An 18,127-nucleotide genomic window follows, 5' to 3' on the forward strand; every position below is an offset into this window, starting at 1 on the left:
TGAATTTACAGGTTCTTGCCATCAAAAATGTCTAATGGCAATGCCAGAGGGTCAATGCCTTCAACGCAACCTAGATTGACGCGGTAATAACCCGTTTTGCGCAAGGTCTGATGGAATGGATAAATCCCGCACACTTTGCAGAAATAATGCTTCGCCACGCCTGTGCCAAATTGATAGACGCTCAATTGATCGTCACCTGATTCGATCACCAATTCTTCAGGCGAATAAATATGCGGCGTCATTAGCGCGCCTTTGCGCTGGCAGATTGAGCAATTGCAGCGCACACCTGAGGTGATTTCGGGCGAAACAATGCGAAATTTCACTGCACCACAATGGCAACTGCCGTGATAGACGCGCTGATTGTCCATTACTTGGCAAGGCCTTGTGTGAAGGCCACCAGCGCATCGAGTTTGGCTTTTGCCGCACCGCTGGCCAGCGCTTCGTGTGCGGCGTTGATGCCGTCTTCTAGCGTGACGGCCAGGTTGGCTGCATAAATCGCTGCACCTGCGTTGAGCAGTACGATGTCGCGGCAAGGGCCGGTGAGTGAGCCGTCCAGAATGCCTTCGATAATGGCTTTGGACTCAGCCGCGTTGCTCGCGTGCAGCGTTTTGATGTCGGCAAATTCAAAGCCGAATTGACGCGGACCGAGCTCGTATTCGGTAATGATGCCATCTTTGAGTTCGGCGATCATCGTCGGTGTACTGATCGAGATTTCGTCCATGCCGTCTTTGCCATGGACGATGAGTATATGTTTGGAGCCCAATTGCTTCAAGACGCGCGCTTGTATACCCACCAGGTCAGGGTGGAATACGCCCATCACCTGATTGTCGGCGCCCGCCGGATTAGTCAGCGGGCCTAGGATGTTGAAAATCGTGCGAACGCCCAGTTCTTTGCGCACTGGCGCGACGTATTTCATCGCGCTGTGGTGATTCGGCGCAAACATAAAACCGAGGCCGATTTCGTCGATGCACTGGCCGACCTGTTCCGCGGACAGGTTCAGATTCACGCCAAACGCTTCAAGTACATCGGCCGAGCCTGAACTCGATGACACCGAGCGACCACCGTGTTTGGCGACTTTCGCGCCCGCCGCAGCGGCGACAAAAGCCGAGCAGGTCGAGATATTGAAAGTATGCGCGCCGTCGCCGCCGGTGCCACAGGTGTCAACGAGGTGACTGCGGTCTTGCACCGCGACTTTGGTCGAAAATTCGCGCATTACGGTGGCTGCAGCGGCGATTTCGGACACACTTTCGACCTTGGTGCGCAGGCCGATCAAGAGTGCTGCGGTTTGCGCCTGCGTCATTTCGCCCGACATAATTTGGCGCATTAAATGCAGCATTTCGTCGTAAAACAACTCGTTATTGTCGATCAGGCGGTTGAGGGCAGCTTGGACGGTAATCATTTTTTATTCCCTGTTTTTATTGATGTTATCGAAGGTCGTAAAGAAGCCGACCTAGGGTCGGCTTGAACTCGGCTTTACGCCCATTCTTTTAGGAAGTTTTCGAGCATTTTATGCCCATGTTCGGTCAGGATTGATTCGGGGTGAAATTGCACGCCTTCAATCGCCAGTGTTTTGTGACGCACGCCCATAATTTCGCCATCTTCAGTCCACGCTGTGACTTCAAGGCAATCAGGCAGCGTCTCGCGCTCGATTGCCAGTGAGTGATAGCGAGTGACGGTAACAGGGGAGGGTATATCTCTGAACATCCCGATATTATTATGGATGACGGGCGATACCTTGCCATGCATCAGTGTTTTGGCATGGATGATCTTGCCACCAAAGGCTTCGCCAATCGATTGATGGCCTAAGCAAACGCCCATAATCGGCAGTTTGCCAGCAAAATGTTTAATCGCAGGCACAGAAATACCTGCTTCGAGTGGCGAACATGGGCCGGGGGAGATGACCAGATATTTGGGCTTCATCGCCTCGATTAGTTCTAGCGTGATTTCGTCGTTGCGATGCACGTGAACATCCTGGCCGAGTTCGCCAAAATATTGCACGAGGTTGTAAGTAAACGAATCGTAATTGTCGATCATCAAGAGCATGGCTAAATCCTTTGTGTGCAAGTGTGGGGCGTCGCGATACGCCTTAGGCGTCGAGGCCTTGACTGGCCAATTCAGCGGCGCGCAATACAGCGCGAGCTTTGTTCAGCGTTTCTTGCCATTCACTTTGCGGTACCGAATCGGCTACGATGCCGGCACCTGCTTGCATATACAGCGTTTCGTTTTTGATGACGGCGGTGCGCAGCGCGATGGCTACGTCCATATCGCCGTTAAAGCCCAGATAACCGACGGCGCCCGAATATACGCCGCGTTTGGTCGGTTCCAGCTCGTCGATGATTTCCATCGCCCGCACTTTCGGTGCACCAGAGACCGTACCGGCCGGGAAGGTGGCTTTCAGTACGTCGATTGCCGTTTGCTTTGGTTTGAGTTTGCCTTCAACGCTGGAAACGATGTGCATCACGTGCGAATAGCGTTCGACGATCATTTTGTCGACTAGCTTGACCGAGCCGGTTTGCGCGACGCGGCCTGCGTCATTGCGACCCAGATCGATCAGCATTACGTGCTCGGCGATTTCTTTTTCATCGGCGAGCAATTCGGTTTCGAGCGCCAGATCTTCAGTGCGATCTTTGCCACGCGGACGGGTGCCGGCAATCGGGCGAACCGTCACGGTGTCGTCTTCGAGGCGGACCAGAATTTCAGGTGACGCGCCAACGATATGCATATCGCCAAAGTCGTAATAGAACATATACGGTGACGGGTTGATGCTGCGCAGCGAGCGGTACAAGGACATCGGCGACGCGGCAAACGGTGCACTCATACGCTGCGCCAGTACGACCTGCATCACGTCGCCGTCTTTGATGTATTCCTTGGCTTTGAGTACCGCGTCTTTAAATGGCTGCTCGCCAAATTCGGAAACGGGTGCGCCGCTGCGGCTGACCGGCAAGGAGAATGGGATTTGCGCCGGTTCACGTAATTTCATGCGCAGCGCCAGCAGGCGTTCTTCAGCCAGCTCAAATGCATTGTCATTGGCCGGATCGGCGTAGACAACCAGAAACAGTTTGCCCGACAGATTGTCGACGACGACGATTTCTTCGGATAACAACAGCTGGATGTCGGGCGCGCCGATTGGGTCCGGTTTATTGCACTCAGCCAGTTTACGCTCGATATAGCGGATGGTTTCATAACCAAAATAGCCAACCAGACCGCCCATAAAGCGCGGCAAACCTTTGCTTGGTGGCGCTTTAAAGCGAGCTTGGTAGGCTTCGATGTAATCGAGCGGGTTACCGTCGAAGGTCTCGACCACCTGATCGTCATGGATCAGCTCGGTGCGTGTGCCGCAAACTTTGATTCGCGTACGCGCAGGCAGCCCGATAAAGGAATAGCGGCCAAAACGCTCGCCACCGACCACCGATTCAAGCAGGTAGGAATAAGGGCGATTGGCGAGCTTCAAGTAAACCGATAGCGGCGTATCCAGGTCGGCGAACAGCTCGGAAATCAAAGGAATACGGTTGTAGCCTTGCTGTGCAAGGTCTGCAAATTCGGTGCGGGAAATCATGGAATTACTCCGTTTGGAATGAAAGAAGGGCGTGTGGACGCGATTTCAGCGGCGCCATCGCCATTCAAGCCAGATTTCTGCGGAGTGGAATGCCATGATTGTGGGGTCTTGAAAATTTGCAATAAACAGCGTCGATTGTGCTGCAAGCGGCGTAGAGCGTCAAATGATCTCGTGGTTTTCCCGTATTTTGCGTGGCTTTACGCACTTTAGTTTTAGTCAGGCTTGACAGCTTTGGTAGAATCTCGGTTTTGCTCCAATCCATGTGAAACCACGATGCTGACTTTGCATAACTCCCTGACCCGCGAAAAGCAGGTATTCAAGCCCATTACGCCTGGCCATGTGAACATGTATGTGTGCGGGATGACGGTGTACGACTATTGTCATATCGGTCACGCACGGATGGTGGTGGTGTTTGATGTGGTGGCACGCTGGCTGCGTGAATCGGGTTATCACGTCAATTATGTGCGCAACATCACTGATATTGACGACAAAATCATCAAGCGGGCGGTTGAAAACGGCGAGTCAATCCAGAGCCTGACTTCGCGTTTTATTGATGCGATGAATGAAGACTTTGCCGCGCTCGGGATTATCCGCCCCGATCACGAACCGCGCGCGACCGATCACGTTGGCGGTATGCAGGCGATTATCAGCAAGCTGTTTGAGAAAGGTCTGGCCTATCATGCGCCTAATGGCGATGTGTATTACTCGGTGAAAGATTTTGACGGCTACGGAAAACTCTCGCGCAAAGATTTTGACGAGCAACGCGCCGGTGAGCGCGTTGAGGTTGATCCCAATAAGCGCGATCCACGTGACTTCGTGCTATGGAAAGCGGCCAAAGAAGATGAACCGAGCGACGTGAAATGGGATTCACCGTGGGGCAAGGGACGCCCGGGCTGGCATATCGAATGCTCGGCAATGAGCTGTCATCATCTTGGTGAGCATTTTGATATTCATGGCGGCGGCGAAGATTTGCAGTTCCCACATCATGAAAATGAAATCGCCCAATCGGAAGGTGCGCACGGCCAGCAATACGTGAACTACTGGCTGCATAACGGCTTTATTAATGTTGACAATGAAAAAATGTCGAAGAGCCTGGGTAATTTCTTCATTATTCGCGATGTGTTGAAAAAATTTGACGCCGAAGTGCTGCGTTTCTTTATTTTGCGTGCGCATTATCGCAGCCCGCTCAATTACAGCGATGTACATTTGAACGACGCGAAAAACGCGTTGACTCGCTTGTACACTGCATTGAAAACGGTTGCGCCAGCCGAGGTTGAGATCGATTGGAATGATCCGCTCGCTGCGCGTTTCAAAGCAGCGATGGATGACGATTTTGCGACTGCCGAAGCGGTCGCGGTGCTGTTTGAGTTGGCGGCCGAAGCCAACAAGCATGTCGGCACCGAGTTGGGGGCGCAATCTGCAGGCTTGTTGAAAAAACTCGCGGGGGTTTTAGGTTTGCTGCAGCGTGATCCGCAGGCTTTCTTGCAGGCTGATGTTGGTCACGAAGATGGCTGGAGTGCAGAAAAAATCGAGGCCGCCATCGTAGCGCGTCGTGAGGCGCGTGCAGCGAAAAACTGGGCTGAAGGCGACCGGATTCGCGATGAACTTGCCGCTGCAGGTATTGTGCTGGAAGACAAGGCCGGTGAAACGAGCTGGCGCAGGAATTAAGCTCTGCGGCCTTTGATTCAATAAAAAACCGCCATGCAGGCGGTTTTTTATTGGGTTTTCAATGATTGTATTTGGCGCGCTTACTCGGTTTTGACCACTGGTGTGATGCCCATGGCCTTGAGCTTTTTGACTGCAGCATCGGCCTCGGCCTTGTTTTTGAATGGTCCAATTTGTACCCGTGTTTCCAGATAGGCCGGAATGCCTGCCTGTTGAAGTTGTCCGAGCAGCTTTTCTGCATTATTCGACAATAAAAAAACACCGGCCTGAACGCTAAACCCGCGTGAGTTGCTAACTGGGGCCGGGAAGTTACTGGCCGGTTTTATGGCGGTATTGTTGATTGCGGGAATCGGTGTATACGTCGCCTTGGGTAGGTCGGGTTCAAACATGGCGCTAAAACGGTTTGCAGGGGGTATTGCCTTAGTTTCCTTTGTTGGGTTGGGCTCTAGCTTGATGCTCTTGGGGGGTAATGTGGGTGTGGCTTGGGGAGCCGCTTTGGGGACGTTGTTGATTTTTTGTAGTTTGGGTAGCTCGTTTTTGCTTGTGGCGGCTTTGGGGGTACTTGTCGCCATGATAGCCGTTGCCGTTACCATGGACGTCGGCGTTGGATTTGCGCTCGGCGATGGGGTTGGCGAGGGGCTGGCGCTCGGGCTCGCTGTCAGCTGAGGCGTAGGGCTGGCTGGTTCTATCGTCGAGGCCGTCGAAGCGACTGGTGCGATGGTCGGGGTTTCGGTAATGGCAGGCAGTTCGGCTGCAATTTTAGCTGGGTCGCTGGCGATCTCCGGCGCAATGCGGGGGGGCGGCTCTTTCGGTTCGAGTTCTTTTTGCGCTTTTTCCAGCCAGGAAATGCCGGTGAGAATGATGGCAATCAGCGCACTGGCAACGCCAAGGCGCCAAAGTAACTGGCTTTTGAGTTGTTGCTGCTCTTTTTTTTGCAAGATGGGGTCAAGTCCGTCTCTCATTGTGTCTGCTTGTCAATTGTATTAAGTGGTATAATGATCGGCTATTTGCCTGGACTTTAGCAAGACGGGCGGGCTGGCATTGAAGGTTTGTTGCTTTGCTCTTTGCAGAAGGCTAGCTGAAAAAAGGCCTGGCTCGCAATGATCTTTCGGTTTTGTTGGTCAAATTGAACATTTGAATTTTTTCTTGGGGTATCAAAAATGGCGATTCAACGCACTATTTCGATTATCAAGCCAGATGCAGTGGCTAAAAATGTTATCGGTAAAATTTACGACCGCTTCGAGTCTGCCGGTTTGAAAGTGGTTGCTGCCAAAATGAAGCAATTGTCACGCGCTGAAGCCGAAGGTTTTTACGCCGTTCATAAAGAGCGCCCTTTCTTTAACGATCTGGTGAACTTTATGATCTCAGGTCCGGTCATGATTCAAGTCTTGGAAGGTGAAAACGCCGTCCTGAAAAATCGCGAACTGATGGGCGCTACGAATCCGAAAGAAGCTGCGCCGGGTACGATCCGCGCTGATTTTGCAGCCAGCATCGACGCGAACGCAGTGCATGGTTCAGACAGCCTGGAAAATGCAGCGATTGAAATTGCTTATTTCTTTGCTGCATCAGAAGTTTACGGCGCTTAAGTTGCGCGACGCGGAGCACACAGTCATGTCATTAAATTTGCTGGATTACGATGCTGAGAAACTCGGCCAATTGATGGTGCAAATGGGGGAGAAACCTTTTCGTGCCAAGCAATTGCTCAAGTGGGTTCATCAGCGCGGCGCCGCTGATTTTGACGTGATGAGCGATATTGCCAAGTCGTTTCGTCAGAAGCTGACCGAGCAAGCCTGTGTTGCTCCGCCGTCAATGATGGCCGAACAGATTGCCAATGACGGTACTCGCAAATGGTTGCTTGACGTCGGTACCGGCAATGGCGTCGAAGCGGTTTTCATCCCCGAAGATGATCGCGGTACTTTGTGTGTATCGAGTCAAGTAGGGTGTGCGCTCGATTGCACTTTCTGCTCGACTGCACGTCAGGGCTTTAACCGTAATCTGAGTACGGCAGAAATTATCGGTCAGCTATGGTGGGCGAACCAGCGCCTGTCGTTTGACGCCGCGCGATTGGGTAATGTGGTGAATGACGATACCCGTATCGTGTCGAATGTTGTGATGATGGGGATGGGTGAACCGCTCGCCAATTACGATAATGTTGTATCCGCGATGCGTTTGATGCTCGATGATAATGCCTATGGTTTATCGCGTCGTCGGGTGACTTTGTCGACTTCAGGTATGGTGCCCCAGTTGCTCAAATTGCGTGAAGATTGTCCGGTCGCACTGGCTGTAAGCCTGCATGCGCCGAACGATAAAATCCGCGATGAAATCGTACCCATCAATAAAAAATACCCATTAAAAGAATTGCTTAATGCCTGTAATAGTTATCTGGAAAAAGCGCCACGTGATTTTGTGACCTTCGAGTACGTGATGTTGAAAGGCATTAATGATCAGCCTGAACATGCGCGTCAATTGGTTGATCTGGCTCGCTCGGTGTCATGTAAATTTAACCTGATTCCATTTAATCCGTTCCCGAATTCGGGTTATGAACGTTCTGGGCGTGAAGCAATTAACCGATTCCGTGATATTCTCAGCCAGGCTGGCTATATCGTGACGGTGCGTAAAACCCGTGGCGATGATATTGACGCGGCGTGTGGCCAATTGGCAGGGCAGGTGCTCGATAAAACCCGCCGAACAGAAAAACTGGCCGAAACTCGCCCCATTTTGTTTCAACAAAAATAAGGCAGTGATCATGAAAAAGTACGGCTTGCTTGCAGTGTCGCTGGTTTTCTCGTTTACGGCATATGTGCCGCTGGCGCAGGCCGACGAAGAATTAACTTCCGATCAGCAGCGCGCAGCAACTCGTACCAGTTTGGCTTCTGAGTATTATCGACGCGGCGCTTATACGATTGCGATCGACGAGGCGAACAAGGCGCTAGATGCGGTTGCCAATTACCCGCAAGCGCTGAATGTGCTGGCTGTGGCCTATGTGGCGCTCAAGGACGACGCACAGGGGCGCAAGTATTTTGAACTGGCGATGCAGGCTGCGCCAAAAGATCCGGATATCAACCAAAATTATGGCAACTATCTGTGCGAGCGTGGCGAGCATCAAGCCGGTTTGGCTCGCTATGAGGTCGTGTTGGGAACCACTTTATATCCAACGCCGGATCTGACTTTACTCGCGGCAGCCAATTGCAGTCTGAAAGCCGGTGATAAAGCATTAGCCAAGCAGTATTTCGACCGTGCGAGCAAGCAACGGACGAGCAGTTTGCAAGTGAAATTCCAGGTCGCCAATTTTTTGCTAAGTGAAGGCGAGCTGCCGCAAGCCAAACAATTGTTTATCGATGTTTTGCGGGCGATTCCCAAAGCGCCCCCCGAGCTGCTCTGGCTGGGGGTGCGTATAGAACGTAAAATTGGCAACAAGGAAGCGGAGGCTCGTTATGCCAGCGAGTTGCGCCGCAATCATCCCGATTCGCTAGAGGCAACCAAGCTTTTGACCGGACAATATGACTGAACAGCCAGAAACCAACCCAAGCCCTTTCCTGCCTGCTGGCCGACAATTGCGCACGGCTCGTGAAGCAATGGGATTTTCGATTGATGACGTCGCAGGGCAGCTTAAGCTTTCCCGTCGCCAGATTCAGGCGCTGGAAAATGAAGATTTTGACCAGTTGCCAAGCAATTTGTTTATTCGCGGCTTTGTGCGTAATTATGCGCGGCTGGTACAAATTGATGCCGAACCTTTGCTGGAATACCTGCATGAGGTATTGCCTCGTGATGAACAGCAGGTAAGCTCTAGGGCGGTATACGTCGAGGCTGGGCCGGTTATTCCTGAAAGTCAGCATCATGTCGGTGAAAAGGGTTCGCCCAAGCCGGTGGTGGTTTCCTTGCTCGGGGCGCTGATTGGGATCGGACTGGTTTACTGGTATCTACAGCAGCCGACGACTCCGGATGTGGCTTTACCAACCCCGGCAGCGTTGGAGTTAGTAGATGCATCGGCTGCCAGTGCTGTGGCTGAAGCTTTGCCAACTGTCGAGCCGACCGCTGCGTCATCGCTGATGTCGGCAGGTGCTGCATCCAGTGCAACTGCAGTGCTGGCATCCAAGCCAGTGGCATCAATGGTGCAGACTAAAATAGCTTCTGCTGCATCTGGACTGACTTCTGCGGCCAAAGCTTCAATGGCTTCGGCTGTCGCTGCCGGCAGTGTGGACATGAGTATCGTGACCGAATCAGACAGTTGGGTGCAGATTATTGATCGCAATGGCAATCAGGTGTTATCCGAAATTGTTCGCCCAGGTTATGAGCGCAAAGTGGTCGGTTTGTCTCCCTTTGCAGTCAAAGTGGGGAACGCACCCAAAACCAAACTGACGATTCAAGGTCGACCGGTCGATTTGAGCAGCCATCTCAAGCCCGGCTCGGATGTTGTTAACCTGGAAGTGAAATAATCTGGAATTGAAAGAATTCATGTTTAGCCCGATACAGCGTCGTAAAACCCGCCAAGTACAAATTGGCCATGTGTGGGTAGGTAGCGATCACCCGGTCATGGTGCAATCAATGACCAATACCGATACCGCCGATGCGGAAGGCACTGCGCGTCAAGTGTTCGAGCTGTGGCGTGCCGGCTCTGAAGCGGTGCGTATTACCGTCAATAGCGCCGAAGCAGCGGCGCAAGTCGCCAATATCAAAACCAAGCTGGAAAACTGGGGTTGTAAAGTCCCGCTGGTGGGCGACTTTCACTTTAACGGTGATCGTTTGCTGCGTGATTACCCCGATTGTGCCGAGGCCTTGGCGAAATACCGGATTAATCCGGGTAATGTCGGCAAGGGCAGTAAACGTGATGAAAAATTCGCGTTTATGATCGAAAAAGCAATTGAATACAATAAGCCGGTTCGTATCGGCGTCAACTGGGGGTCGCTCGATCAGAGCATTGCCGCCCGGATGATGGATGAAAATTCAAAACGCGCTCAACCTTTGACCGCCGAAGCGGTAATGCGTGAAGCCCTGATTGTTTCAGCTTTGGAGTCGGCTGAGCAGGCGGTGAAATGGGGTTTGTCGCCAGATAAAATTTTGCTGTCGTGCAAAGTCTCGCATGTGCAAGATTTGATCGCTGTGTACCGCGACCTGGGTGCGCGCTGTGATTATCCATTGCACTTGGGGTTGACCGAAGCAGGGATGGGCTCCAAAGGTATCGTCGCCTCAAGCGCGGCATTGGCCATCCTGATGCAGGAAGGCATCGGCGATACGATTCGGATTTCCCTGACGCCTGAGCCTAATGGTGATCGTACCAAGGAAGTCATTGTTGCGCAGGAGTTGCTGCAAACGATGGATTTGCGCAGTTTTACTCCGCTGGTCACCGCTTGTCCTGGTTGTGGGCGTACGACGTCAACGGTTTTTCAGGAGCTGGCACAGGATATTCAAAACTTCCTGCGCGAACAAATGCCGGTCTGGCGTGCAAAATACCCGGGCGTCGAAGAAATGAAAGTCGCTGTGATGGGTTGTGTCGTCAATGGCCCTGGCGAATCCAAGCTGGCCGATATCGGAATCAGCTTGCCGGGAACAGGTGAAGTGCCGGTTTGTCCGGTTTATGTTGACGGTGAAAAAGATGTGACCCTGAAAGGCGATCATGTGGCGGAGGAGTTTCAGGCCATTGTCGAGAACTACGTCGTGACGCGGTATGGGGAAAATGGTGCAAAACGCCGTGTTGACGCACCGAAAATCATCCCGCTCGCGCAGATTTAATTTTAAGTTTTAGGTTGAAGAATAAAAATGGCTCAAACCATTCAGGGTATTCGCGGCATGAACGATGTGCTGCCGCAGGAAACGCCGACTTGGCAATTTTTTGAACGGGTTACGCGCGAATGGCTGGCGGCGTATGGTTACCACCAGATCCGGATGCCAATTGTTGAATCAACGCATTTGTTTGTTCGCGGCGTCGGTGAGCATACCGATATTGTCGAAAAAGAAATGTATGCCTTCGAAGATAGTCTGAACGGCGAAAAGCTCACTTTGCGCCCAGAAGGTACTGCAGGCTGCGTGCGCGCCTGCATCGAACATGGTCTTTTGTATAATCAAACCCAGCGCCTGTGGTATACCGGTCCGATGTTCCGCCACGAACGTCCACAAAAAGGCCGCTTGCGCCAGTTTCACCAGCTCGGTGTTGAGGCCTTCGGTTTTGCGACGCCGGATGTTGATGCCGAAATGATTCTGATGCTGGCCGATTTATGGCCGCGTCTGGGTTTAACTGGTTTGACGCTGGAAATCAATTCGCTGGGTAATGCGGATGAGCGCGCTGCGCATCGTTCCGAGCTCATCAAATACCTTGAGGGGTATGTTGATGTACTGGACGAAGATAGCCGTCGCCGGCTATATACCAACCCTTTGCGAGTTTTAGATACCAAAAATCCTGCTTTGCAGGACATGGCCGAAAAAGCGCCGCGCCTGGCTGATTTTCTGGGTGAAGAATCCAAAGCGCATTTTGCCGGCGTGAAGGCTTTGCTAGACGACGCCGGTATTTCTTATGTGATCAATCCGCGTCTGGTGCGGGGGCTGGATTACTACAACCGCACTGTTTTCGAATGGATCACTACTGAATTGGGTGCGCAAGGAACGGTGGCCGCTGGTGGCCGTTATGACGGTCTGGTTGAACAACTGGGCGGAAAACCTTGTCCGGCGGTGGGTTTTGCGATGGGAATAGAGCGTCTGTTGCTCTTGCTTGAGGCGCAAAATATCGCTGTTCCATTGGCAAGTCCCGATGTTTATGTGGTGAGTCAGGGCGAGGCCGCTGCACGTTATGCCTTCATTGCTGCACGCACGATGCGAGCTCTGGGGCTGAATGTGATATATCATGCTGGCGGTGGCAGTTTTAAGTCGCAATTTAAGAAAGCCGACCAATCAGGTGCACGCTTGGCCGTGATTATTGGTGAAGGCGAAATGGAAGCCGCGACGGTAAATATCAAAGTGCTCACAGGTGATCAACAAGGTGAGCAACAAACCGTTGCGCAAGATCAGTTAGCAAGTGTGATTTGTAGTCTTACTCATCAAGGACAGGGATAACATGGCAGCTTTTGACTTACAAGAACAAGAACAGATCGCCGAGCTCAAAGCCTGGTGGCAAAGCTGGGGTAAATCATTGGCTACGGCCATCGCTACAGCGCTGGTACTCTACGCTGCTTGGACTGGCTGGCAAACGTGGCAGAAAAGTCAGGCGGCCAAAGCAGCTGATCTATATGTTCAATTGCAATCTCAGGCGATGGATCAAAGCAAGTTTGATGTTACGTTGGCTGCACTGAAAAATGATTACAAATCGACGCCTTATACTGCCCGAGCTGCATTGGCTGCGGCCAAATTGGCCTATATGAAAGGTAATCCTGCCAAGGCGAAAGAAGAACTCAACTGGGTCATTGCTAACGCTAAAGAGGTGAATTTGCGTGATTCTGCCAAATTGCGTTTGGCCGCCGTGCTGATGGATGAGCAAAAACTGGATGAGGCGCTGAATCTGGTGAAAACACCGGAAGAAGAAAGCTATTCACCGCTATTTGCAGAAATGCGTGGTGATGTACTACTGGCGAAAAATGATAAGGCTGGCGCAGCAGATTCATATCGTCAGGCCATCGCCAAGTTGCCTAAAGACGCGCCAAATTTGAAGCTGCTTGAGGTGAAACTTGATGTGCTTGGAGTCAAGTAAAATGCGTGTTTTCTTATGTACCTTGATCGTTTTGGGGCTGAGCGCTTGCTCAAGCACCAGCAATGTTGTCGAGCCGTCTGCTTTGCCTGCGCTCAAAAGCAGCAGTACAGCAAAAAACCTTTGGCAGGCCTCAATTGGTGATGAGACCGCCTATCGTTTTCAGCCTGCATTCTGGGGTGATTCGGTCGCAGTGGCTGGTGGGAGCAATGAAGTTGCTTTACTTGATCGCGCGACAGGTCAGGCTAAATGGAGACAAAAATTATCTCAGTCTATCGCAGGTGGCATCGGGATTGGTGCTGATCTGGTCGCGGTGGGTAGCTTGAAAGGTGAAGTGCTGGCCTTGGAGCAAAGCACAGGCAAAGTGTTGTGGAGCGCAAAAACGTCGAGTGAAGTGATTGCTTCTCCCATCGTCGAAAACGGTTTGGTGATTGTTCGTTCGAACGATAGCAAGGTGAGTGCATTTTCTGCCGCATCGGGCGAGCTGAAATGGTTTTACCAGCGTCCGCAGCCTGCATTGCAATTGCGTAATTATGCGCCTCCGGTCTCTGCCGATGGCATTGTTTATGTCGGGCAGGCGGCAGGACGCCTGACTGCATTGGCTCTGAACGATGGGCGTGTTTTGTGGGAGGCGCCGATTGCTTTGCCCCGAGGTGCGAGTGAAATTGAACGTGTGACCGATATTGTCGCTCCGCCTGTTGTGCATGCCGATATGGTTTGTGCGGTGGCTTATCAGGGGCGCGTCGCGTGTATCAATACCAAGAATGGCGCTCTGGTTTGGACTCGTGAAATCTCAAGCTGGTCCGGTCTGGCAATTGATGAACGCAATGTTTATGTAACAGATGTAAAAGGGCATATTCAGGCATTCGAGCGCAATACAGGTCGCTCGGTCTGGAAGCAGGAACAGTTGGCGTACCGCTTTGTTAGTGCGCCTGCAGTATTGGGTAATCAGGTTGTGGTCGGTGATCTAGACGGTTATTTGCACTATCTTGACCCTGAAGATGGGTCTTTGGTTGGCCAGCAGGCCACCGATGGCAGTCGTATTTATTTAGCCCCCCAATCCATTGGCTCGCAAGCCTTGGTGCAGACTCGCAAAGGCAGCTTGTATCTGCTGGGTGCACAGTAAGAGAATTGAATGAAACCAACTATTGCCCTTGTGGGGCGCCCGAATGTGGGCAAATCGACTCTTTTTAATCGTCTTACCAAAACACGTGATGCGCTGGTGGCTGATCAGCCGGGTTTAACGCGTGATCGCCACTACGGTCATGGCAAGGTGGGCGAAAAGCCTTATCTGGTCATCGATACCGGTGGTTTTGAACCGGTGATTGATGAAGGCATTATGTTTGAAATGGCCAAGCAGACATTGCAGGCTGTTGATGAAGCTGATGCCATTGTATTTATTGTTGATGGCCGTAATGGTTTAACGCCGCAAGATAAAATCATTGCCAATCGCCTGCGTCAGGGTGATCGTCCTGTCTGGGTTGCAGTAAATAAAATCGAAGGGATGAACCGCGCGGTGATGACCGCCGAGTTTCATGAGCTGGGTTTGGGCGATCCGGTAGCCATTTCCGCAACGCATGGTGAGGGTGTTCGTGATCTGATTAATGAAATTTTGGAAGGCTTCCCTGAGCCTGAGCCAGAAGAAGAAATCACTCACCCGATTTTTGCCATTGTAGGTCGTCCGAATGTTGGTAAATCAACACTGGTCAATACCATTCTTGGTGAAGAGCGTGTAATTGCTTTTGATGCACCGGGTACGACGCGTGACTCGGTGTTTATTGATTTCGAACGAAATGGGCAAAATTACACCGTGGTTGATACGGCCGGTGTGCGTCGTCGCGGTAAAGTAACCGACATGATCGAGAAATTTTCGGTTATTAAAACGATGCAGGCGATCGAAGATTGTAATGTGGTGATTCTCGTGCTTGATGCGACACAGGACGTGTCGGATCAGGATGCCAAAATTGCCGGCTTTGTATTAGAGTCAGGCCGGGCTTTGGTGGTGGCGATCAATAAGTGGGAAGCCGCTGATGAAGATCAGCGTAATACCATTAAGCGCGAAATTGGCCGTAAACTGGCCTTCCTTGATTTTGCAAAGTTTCACTATATCTCGGCATTACAGGGTAAGGGAGTCGCTGATCTTTTTGGCTCGATCCATCAGGCTTATGATGCTGCGATGATCAAAATCCCGACGCCAAAATTGACTCGTGCATTGCAGTTGGCCATGGAGCGCCAGCAGCCGCCAATCGCGGGCAAAATTCGCCCAAAAATGCGGTATGCGCATCAGGGGGGCAGTAATCCGCCTATAGTGGTGATTCACGGTAATGCGCTTGAAGCAGTGCCTGCAGCATATTGGCGTTATCTGGAACATTTTTTCATCAAAACGTTCAAATTACAGGGTACGCCATTGAGGGTGCAATTCAAGAAAGGAGGCAACCCATTTGAAGGTAAGGCACCTCCAAAATTGAATCGGCGTGGTAATAAGTAATATTGAAGGCTGATGGGAACTGTACTATAAATCCAAGAGTTTTGACTCAAGCCGTATAGACGGATAAACAATAACAAACCGGAGAATAAAAATGAGTGCTAAGGGGCAAATGTTGCAAGATCCTTTTTTGAATATCTTGCGCAAAGAGCATGTGCCAGTGTCAATCTATTTGGTAAATGGCATCAAGTTGCAAGGCCAGATTGAATCGTTTGATCAGTACGTTGTATTGCTGCGTAATACGGTAACGCAAATGGTTTACAAACATGCAATTTCTACGGTTGTACCATCGCGTTCTGTGACTGTGCCGCATGATAATCCTGCTGCTGCGGTGGCAGATAACTGATTGTAGCATCGCTAAAATGAGCTCAAACCCCGAAAGATTGGTTCTTTCGGGGTTTTTTCTGCTTGCTTTTTGTGTAGCTGACCCCATTTGTATATTTGATGATTTGAGACTGAGGTAGGCATGTTTGAACGCCATCAGGGCGGTGATGAGGCAATTTTGGTTTGCCTCGATTTTGGCGAACCCGATTACCGAGATGGGATCGATGAGTTTGTTGAATTGGTGAAGTCTGCCGGTGTTAAGCCACTGCAAATTATTGAAGGCAAGCGTCAGCGTCCTGATGCCGCATATTTTGCCGGAAGTGGCAAAGCAGATGAAATAGCCCAAGCAGTCGCTGAACATCAAGCTCAGTTAGTGATTTTCAATCATCAGTTATCCCCCGCGCAAGAAAGAAATCTAGAGCGTAAAGCCCAGTGTCGTGTGCTTGATCGTACCACCTTGATTCTTGATATTTTTGCTCAGCGTGCACGTACTGCCGAAGGTAAATTGCAAGTTGAACTGGCTCAATTGGCGCACATTCAAACGCGACTGATTCGTGGTTGGACTCACCTTGAGCGGCAAAAGGGTGGCGTGGGATTGCGTGGTCCTGGTGAAACCCAGCTTGAAACCGATCGTCGTTTGATCGGGATCCGTGTCAAACGCCTGAAAGATCAGCTCGCACAAGTACAAAAGCAAAGGGCGACGCAGCGAAAATCGCGAGAGAGAACGGGGCAGTTTACCGTTTCGATTGTCGGATACACCAATGCGGGTAAATCGACACTGTTTAATGCACTGACCAAAGCAAAGATTTATGTTGCAGATCAATTGTTTGCAACTCTGGATACCACTAGCAGGAAATTATATCTGGATGCCGAGCATTCGATTGTATTGTCCGATACAGTAGGTTTTATCCGGCAATTGCCACATACCCTGGTGGCGGCATTTCGGGCCACATTGGAAGAAACGGTGAATGCTGATTTATTACTGCATGTCGTTGACATCAACCATCCGATGCGTGAATTGCAAATTGCCGAAGTTAATAAGGTGTTAAAAGAAATTGGTGCGGAACAAATCCCCCAGTTGATGGTCTTCAACAAGATTGATCAAAAGGCGCTGCCGGCAGAATTGCTGCGCGATGAGTATGATAAAATCCATACGGTTAAATTAAGTGCGATTGAAGGTAATGGTCTTGATTTACTCCGTGCCGCGTTGATTGAAGCAATGAGCCAATCAGAAAAGGAACAAGAATAAATGAGTCAAAATGATCCGCAATGGGGTGGTGGCCGCAAAGGAAATGGACCTCCTGATTTGGACGATATTTTCCGCTCAATGCTCGACAAATTAAACCGTTTTTTGGGTAAAAAACCGGGAACGCCTTCAAGTTTTGAAGGTGGGAATGGTGGTTCTACAGGCGCGCTAGTCATTGGCGCGGGCTTGTTTGTTTTGTGGGTCGGTTCTGGCGTGTATGTCGTTGATGAGCGCGAGAATGCGGTGATTACCCGTTTTGGCAAATATACGCAGACGGTAGAAAAGGCCGGTTTGAACTGGCATTTACCCTATCCGATCGAGGCTCGTGAAATCGTCAACATGACTGAATTACGCAGCCTTGAAGTGGGGGTGCGCGGCTCGGCGGCTGCCGGTGATGAAAGCATGATGCTGACCGGCGACCAAAATATCATCGAAGTGCAGCTTGAGGTGCAATACAACCTCAATTCGGCGCGTGATTTTCTGTTTAACAATCGTCTTGATGATAAGGACGGTCGGGACGTTGTTAAGCAAGCCGCTGAAACAGCCATTCGTGAAGTTGTTGGCAAGAACAAAGTCGATTATGTCCTGAATGAAGGGCGTGGCAAGATTGGTGAAGATACCAAAGAAATTATTCAAAACTTGCTGATCAAATATGGGACGGGTATTTCGGTTTCCCGAGTCAATATTTCCGATGTTCAACCGCCGGAGCAAGTGCAGGCCGCATTCAGTGATGCAGTCAAAGCCCGTCAGGATAAGGCCCGTCTGATCAATGAAGGTACTGCATATGCCAATGATGTGGTGCCAAAAGCCAGCGGTATGGCTGCACGTTTGAATGAAGAAGCCCTAGGGTATCGCCAGCAGGTCGTGGCGCGTGCCGAAGGTGATGCATCCCGCTTTAAACAAATTGCCGCCGAATATGCCAAAGCACCGCAAGTCACTCGTGATCGGATGTACCTCGATACGATGCAGACGGTTTATCAGAACACCACCAAAGTACTGGTTGATCAAAAAAGCAATGGCAATTTGCTTTATCTGCCGCTTGATAAGTTGATGCAAATGAACGGACAAAATGAAACGGGTACGGCTGCCACCAGTAAAGTGGCTGAAACACCCGTCGCCCAGTCGAACGAAAATCCAGTTTCCCGCCTTGGTCGCGGCGAGCGTGACGGTCGATAAGGA

18 protein-coding genes are annotated in these 18,127 nt (G+C 51.1%); 13 read left to right on the forward strand and 5 right to left on the reverse strand.

Features of this window, described 5'->3' with window-relative positions; translation table 11 throughout:
* Positions 1 to 5 precede the first annotated feature (5 nt).
* The 4 genes from ACG2XO_RS10855 to trpE all read right to left on the reverse strand — a co-directional run bounded on the left by ACG2XO_RS10855 (position 6) and on the right by trpE (position 3,556).
* The gene (locus ACG2XO_RS10855; protein WP_410498000.1) at positions 6 to 323 is read right to left on the reverse strand and encodes a GFA family protein; all 318 of its coding nucleotides are present in this window, start codon (positions 321 to 323) and stop codon (positions 6 to 8) included.
* A gap of 44 nt (positions 324 to 367) precedes the next feature.
* Positions 368 to 1,399: an anthranilate phosphoribosyltransferase gene (gene trpD / locus ACG2XO_RS10860; protein WP_410498001.1), complete on the reverse strand. Its 1,032-nt coding sequence runs from the start codon at positions 1,397 to 1,399 to the stop codon at positions 368 to 370.
* Positions 1,400 to 1,473: 74 nt separating this feature from the next.
* Positions 1,474 to 2,043 carry an aminodeoxychorismate/anthranilate synthase component II gene (locus ACG2XO_RS10865; protein ID WP_410498002.1) on the reverse strand — a complete coding sequence of 190 codons (570 nt, stop codon included), beginning with the start codon at positions 2,041 to 2,043 and terminating at the stop codon, positions 1,474 to 1,476.
* A 43-nt stretch (positions 2,044 to 2,086) separates the two neighbouring features.
* On the reverse strand, positions 2,087 to 3,556 hold the full coding sequence (trpE, locus tag ACG2XO_RS10870; protein WP_410498003.1) for an anthranilate synthase component I: 1,470 nt from the start codon (positions 3,554 to 3,556) through the stop codon (positions 2,087 to 2,089).
* A gap of 273 nt (positions 3,557 to 3,829) precedes the next feature.
* Here trpE and cysS point away from each other — a divergent pair, with 273 nt between their 5' ends.
* Positions 3,830 to 5,224: a cysteine--tRNA ligase gene (gene cysS / locus ACG2XO_RS10875; protein WP_410498004.1), complete on the forward strand. Its 1,395-nt coding sequence runs from the start codon at positions 3,830 to 3,832 to the stop codon at positions 5,222 to 5,224.
* Positions 5,225 to 5,304: 80 nt separating this feature from the next.
* Here cysS and ACG2XO_RS10880 read toward each other — a convergent pair whose 3' ends face one another.
* The gene (locus ACG2XO_RS10880; protein WP_410498005.1) at positions 5,305 to 6,183 is read right to left on the reverse strand and encodes an SPOR domain-containing protein; all 879 of its coding nucleotides are present in this window, start codon (positions 6,181 to 6,183) and stop codon (positions 5,305 to 5,307) included.
* 198 nt (positions 6,184 to 6,381) lie between these two features.
* Here ACG2XO_RS10880 and ndk point away from each other — a divergent pair, with 198 nt between their 5' ends.
* From ndk to hflK, 12 genes are all read left to right on the forward strand, one after another.
* On the forward strand, positions 6,382 to 6,807 hold the full coding sequence (gene ndk / locus ACG2XO_RS10885) for a nucleoside-diphosphate kinase (protein WP_410498007.1): 426 nt from the start codon (positions 6,382 to 6,384) through the stop codon (positions 6,805 to 6,807).
* A gap of 25 nt (positions 6,808 to 6,832) precedes the next feature.
* Positions 6,833 to 7,957 (forward strand): 23S rRNA (adenine(2503)-C(2))-methyltransferase RlmN, encoded by a 1,125-nt coding sequence (rlmN, locus tag ACG2XO_RS10890; RefSeq protein ID WP_410498008.1) that lies wholly within the window; start codon positions 6,833 to 6,835, stop codon positions 7,955 to 7,957.
* Between the two features lie 10 nt (positions 7,958 to 7,967).
* Positions 7,968 to 8,729 (forward strand): hypothetical protein, encoded by a 762-nt coding sequence (locus ACG2XO_RS10895; RefSeq protein ID WP_410498009.1) that lies wholly within the window; start codon positions 7,968 to 7,970, stop codon positions 8,727 to 8,729.
* The gene (locus ACG2XO_RS10900) at positions 8,722 to 9,657 is read left to right on the forward strand and encodes a helix-turn-helix domain-containing protein (RefSeq protein WP_410498010.1); all 936 of its coding nucleotides are present in this window, start codon (positions 8,722 to 8,724) and stop codon (positions 9,655 to 9,657) included. Before ACG2XO_RS10895 ends, ACG2XO_RS10900 begins: the two co-directional genes overlap by 8 nt.
* 19 nt (positions 9,658 to 9,676) lie before the next feature.
* On the forward strand, positions 9,677 to 10,951 hold the full coding sequence (gene ispG / locus ACG2XO_RS10905) for a flavodoxin-dependent (E)-4-hydroxy-3-methylbut-2-enyl-diphosphate synthase (RefSeq protein WP_410498011.1): 1,275 nt from the start codon (positions 9,677 to 9,679) through the stop codon (positions 10,949 to 10,951).
* Between the two features lie 27 nt (positions 10,952 to 10,978).
* Positions 10,979 to 12,265: a histidine--tRNA ligase gene (gene hisS, locus ACG2XO_RS10910; protein WP_410498012.1), complete on the forward strand. Its 1,287-nt coding sequence runs from the start codon at positions 10,979 to 10,981 to the stop codon at positions 12,263 to 12,265.
* Position 12,266: 1 nt separating this feature from the next.
* Positions 12,267 to 12,896 (forward strand): YfgM family protein, encoded by a 630-nt coding sequence (locus ACG2XO_RS10915; protein WP_410498013.1) that lies wholly within the window; start codon positions 12,267 to 12,269, stop codon positions 12,894 to 12,896.
* Between the two features lies 1 nt (position 12,897).
* Complete coding sequence (gene bamB / locus ACG2XO_RS10920) at positions 12,898 to 14,019, forward strand: outer membrane protein assembly factor BamB (RefSeq protein ID WP_410498014.1); 1,122 nt, start codon at positions 12,898 to 12,900, stop codon at positions 14,017 to 14,019.
* A gap of 9 nt (positions 14,020 to 14,028) precedes the next feature.
* A complete protein-coding gene (gene der, locus ACG2XO_RS10925) occupies positions 14,029 to 15,381 on the forward strand; it encodes a ribosome biogenesis GTPase Der (protein ID WP_410498015.1) in 1,353 nt (450 codons plus the stop codon).
* 91 nt (positions 15,382 to 15,472) lie between these two features.
* On the forward strand, positions 15,473 to 15,724 hold the full coding sequence (gene hfq, locus ACG2XO_RS10930; protein WP_410498016.1) for an RNA chaperone Hfq: 252 nt from the start codon (positions 15,473 to 15,475) through the stop codon (positions 15,722 to 15,724).
* A gap of 120 nt (positions 15,725 to 15,844) precedes the next feature.
* The gene (hflX, locus tag ACG2XO_RS10935; protein ID WP_410498017.1) at positions 15,845 to 16,951 is read left to right on the forward strand and encodes a GTPase HflX; all 1,107 of its coding nucleotides are present in this window, start codon (positions 15,845 to 15,847) and stop codon (positions 16,949 to 16,951) included.
* Positions 16,952 to 18,124 carry an FtsH protease activity modulator HflK gene (gene hflK / locus ACG2XO_RS10940; protein ID WP_410498018.1) on the forward strand — a complete coding sequence of 391 codons (1,173 nt, stop codon included), beginning with the start codon at positions 16,952 to 16,954 and terminating at the stop codon, positions 18,122 to 18,124.
* Positions 18,125 to 18,127 lie beyond the last annotated feature (3 nt).

The organism is Chitinibacter sp. S2-10, from assembly GCF_046530675.1.
Lineage (GTDB): Bacteria > Pseudomonadota > Gammaproteobacteria > Burkholderiales > Chitinibacteraceae > Chitinibacter.